This window comes from Stenotrophomonas sp. YJH_SMC_69, from assembly GCF_059370495.1.
The window spans coordinates 1-4,065 of record NZ_JCAFTS010000023.1; the positions used below are offsets into that span (position 1 = coordinate 1).

The window sequence follows — 4,065 nt, forward strand, 5'->3', positions numbered from 1 at the left end:
GGCCAAGTACGCCTACGACGCGCTGGGTCGCCTGACCCAGACCCAGGACGGTACGACCGGCACGCCGATCGAAACCTATGCCTATGACGCCACCGGCAATCGCACCGCGCTGACCACGTCGGCAGGCACCGCCAGCTACACCTATCCCGCAACCAGCCACTGGCTGACCGCAGTGGATGGCGAGGCGCGCACCCATGACGCGGTGGGCAATACCACCAGCATCGGCAGCAAGACGTTCACCTACAACGACGCCAACCGCATGAACGCGGTGAAGCAGGGCAATGCGGTGCTGGAAAGCTACGGTTACAACCATCGCGGCGAGCGCGTGTTGCGCTCCGCGGCCGCCGGCGCGGCTCAGATCACCTTGTACGACGAGGCGGGGCAGTGGCTGGGCAACTACTCGGCCACGGGGCAGGCGCAGCAGCAGGCCATCTGGCTGGACAACTACCCGGTGGCACTGATCAACACGCCGGCTACCGGCGTGCCGGAGCTGGCCTACGTGCAGCCGGATCATCTGGGCACGCCGCGCGTGGTGATCGATCCGGTACGGAATGTCTCGATCTGGGAGTGGAGCAACAAGAGCGAAGTGTTCGGCAACCAGATTCCGAGTGCAGACCCGGACGGGGATGGTGTGGCGTTCGAACTGGCACTGCGCTTCCCAGGCCAGCAGGCGACGGATGCGAGTGGGCTGTTCTACAACCATCATCGCGAGTACGACCCGGCTGTGGGGCGGTATTCGCAGAGTGATCCGATTGGGTTACGAGGCGGAATCAGCACCTACGGATACGTTGGCGGAAATTCACTTAGCTTAATAGACCCGTTGGGATTAAGGAACGTGCACAAGACAGCCGTCGCAATTGGGAATGCGATCAACGCAGGGCGCTTGCTTGCTTCGGGTACGCTGAGGATCGCTGGAGGACTTGGCATGGAGGGGGCAGTAGTGACTGCCGCACCGGGCTCCGCAAGTATTGGGCTGGGCGTCTGGAACATCACTAGTGGCCAGAAGGCGTGGGCTCGCGCCGAGCAGCAGTGGGCGGAGGCAGCCTGTGAAGACAGTAGCAACTATTCGAGGGGCGACGTCCTGAAGACATACTCGGGTTTGTTGCCTTGGGGAACTGAGTCAGATGACCCCGGTGAGCCTTTTTGGATTGATATTATGGAGAAGCACGTTAAGGAGGCTGTCCATAAGCCAAGGGAATTCTTGCAGGAAGTAGGAACCATAGGACTATGAAAACTGGATTGCTGCTCCGCTATGTTGCTTTGATGATCCTGGTCCTCCTAGGCTGGTGGTTTTATAGGCACATAAGCCCCGCGCTAATGACATTGGCTGGGCTAGGCATCATGGGCGGAAGCACCGTATGGGTCATTGTGGCTCTCACAAGAAAGCCAAGTGAAGCGGCCCGAATAGCCAAATCTTGGTGGCGCTTGATCTGGGATGGCTTCTGGGGACTGTGAACTAATGTTACGCCCGCTAATTAAAGTCTCCAGCAGGCCGATTGGGACCTCTGCCTACCGATACTGGCAATCGCACCACACTGACCATGTTGGCAGGAAGCGAGAGCCACACCCATCCGGCAACCAACCATCACCTGAGGCATTTACCGCTATGTACGATCGTCAGCCAGACGCTGCCTCTAGTTCTCGAGAGACTGTGGATGATCTGTGAGCACGTATTTCCGTAGGGCATAACATAAAACTCAGGAGGTCGTCGATACGTGGTTCGCAATCCCCTGAAAGATGGACTGGACAACGCCTTTGGCGGCAGGATGCTGCTACGTCAGTGCGAGACATTCGAAGCGTGGCTGACTACGTGCGAGATATCCAGGGGCGCATCAGCCAGATCGGCCTGACCCGGCCTGGCCAGGCACGCCAGATCGTGGTGAACAATGTGACCTATGCGGCCTTCGGCCTGGCGACGGGCTGGACCTACGGCAACGGCCGCCAGCTGCAGCGTCCGTTGGATCTGGATTACCGCCCGCAGGCGGTGCATGACCCGGCCGCAGGCGGTCTGTCGCTGGGCTATGGCTATGACCCGGTCGGTTCGATCACCGAGCTGAAGAACGGCACAGGCTCAACGGTACTCGCCAAGTACGCCTACGACGCGCTGGGCCGCCTGACCCAGACCCAGGACGGCGCGACCGGCACGCCGATTGAAACCTATGCCTACGACGCCACCGGCAATCGCACCGCGCTGACCACCTCGGCAGGCACTGCCAGCTGCACCTACCCCGCAACCAGCCACCGGCTGACCGCCGTGGACGGCGAAGCGCGCAACCATGACGCAGTGGGCAACACCACCAGCATCGGCGGCAAGACGTTCATCTACAACGATGCCAACCGCATGAACGCGGTGAAGCAGGGCAATGCCGTACTGGAAAGCTACGGTTACAACCACCGCGGTGAACGCGTTCTGCGGACCCCGGCCGGTGGCGCAGCACGGATCACCTTGTACGACGAAGCAGGGCAGTGGCTGGGCATTTACTCGGCCACGGGCCAGGCGCAGCAGCAGGCCATCTGGCTGGACAACTACCCGGTGGCGTTGATCAGCGTGCCGAGCGCCGGCGTGCCGGAACTTGCCTACGTGCAGCCGGATCATCTGGGCACGCCGCGCGTGGTGATCGATCCGGTGCGTGATGTGGCGATCTGGGAGTGGAGCAACAAGAGCGAGGTGTTCGGCAACCAGATTCCGAGTACCGACCCGGATGGTGATGGAGTGGCGTTCGAGCTGGCGCTGCGCTTCCCGGGCCAGCAGGCCACGGATGCGAGTGGGTTGTTCTACAACTATCAGCGGGAATACGACCCGGCGGTGGGGCGGTATTCGCAGAGTGATCCAATTGGATTGGAGGGTGGGATTTCCACCTTCTCATATGTTGGCTCTCGGCCAACCTTCTCGATCGATCCGCAGGGGCTTCAGGTTATCGGAAGCCCAAGGGAGATGGCCAATCCCCTCGATGAGTCCCAGGCAAGAATGTTGCTTCCATGGGTTGCGGACATGACTCCAGGTGTCGGGGACGTCAAAGGCATTTACGAAGCATGTGAGAACCCAGCGCCGGGCAATACTGCGATGGCGGCGATCGGTATTGGCCCTCTTAAGCTCCTGAAACTGCCAGTCAAAGCTGGCCGGATACTGCTCACATTTGGCCGAGTGGACAATCAGGTTTATCACGCCTTCCGACACGTCGAAAAGGCTGGGATGGATAGCGTTAGTGTGAAGGCGGCGATTGCCGCCGATATTGAGCGAATCGGGGCGAATCACCCCTCTGGAACATATTCTGGCTCTGTGATGGTCGACGGTGTTAAAATTGAATACAGCTCCCATAAGTTTCCTGATGGAAGCATTAATGTAAGTAGAATTACTCCGCCCAGGAATTGATGCATGTACAGGCATTTATCGGAATCTGAAAAATCATTAGTGAAATTGATGCTTCAAGGTGTGGATTTTCCGGGCATCACTGCTGATTCACTTGCGGCGATTGAAGTTGAGGGGATGGATGATGGCGGGATGGGGAGCCTGCTGTTCAAATCAAGCAATCTCGACCGTTTGCTTGGAAAGGAGCTGGCCAGCAAAACCTTTGTCGACACGGATGGGGTTGAAGTTATAGTGACACTTTCACTGGACAATTATGGAGATCTTTTTGAGTTGGATGTATGGAAAGTCGACTTCTCGCCAGTTATTAGCCTTCGTCCCAGGAGGCCGTCCGCTGCGGGCTAATAAGAGCCTAAACGTTTCCGCCCTCGCTCCTTAGCTATCCAAGGAGGCGCCCGGACTGAGGATGTTCCGAGCAATAGGTGATCGGTTGGACCTACGGCAACGGCCGCCAGCTGTAGCGTCCGTTGGATCTGGATTACCGCCCGCAGGCGATGCATGACCCGGCCGCAGGTGGCCTGTCGCTGGGCTACGGCTATGATCCGGTCGGTTCGATCACCGAGCTGAAGAACGGCGCAGGCTCGTCGGTGCTGGCCAAGTACGCCTACGACGCGCTGGGTCGCCTGACCCAGACCCAGGACGGTACGACCGGCACGCCGATCGAAACCTATGCCTATGACGCCACCGGCAATCGCACC

The 4,065-nt window shown here is 59.2% G+C and carries 2 protein-coding genes and 2 pseudogenes; all 4 read left to right on the forward strand.

Features of this window, described 5'->3' with window-relative positions; genetic code table 11:
• Positions 1 to 1,231: RHS repeat domain-containing protein (locus AC5P8F_RS20545; RefSeq protein WP_495228911.1), on the forward strand; the 1,231-nt coding region annotated here is incomplete at its 5' end.
• A gap of 564 nt (positions 1,232 to 1,795) precedes the next feature.
• A pseudogene (locus tag AC5P8F_RS20550) lies at positions 1,796 to 2,911 on the forward strand (RHS repeat-associated core domain-containing protein); the annotation flags it as partial.
• A 465-nt stretch (positions 2,912 to 3,376) separates the two neighbouring features.
• Positions 3,377 to 3,712: a DUF6984 family protein gene (locus tag AC5P8F_RS20555; RefSeq protein WP_495228913.1), complete on the forward strand. Its 336-nt coding sequence runs from the start codon at positions 3,377 to 3,379 to the stop codon at positions 3,710 to 3,712.
• Between the two features lie 83 nt (positions 3,713 to 3,795).
• Positions 3,796 to 4,065: pseudogene (locus tag AC5P8F_RS20560) on the forward strand (hypothetical protein); the annotation flags it as partial.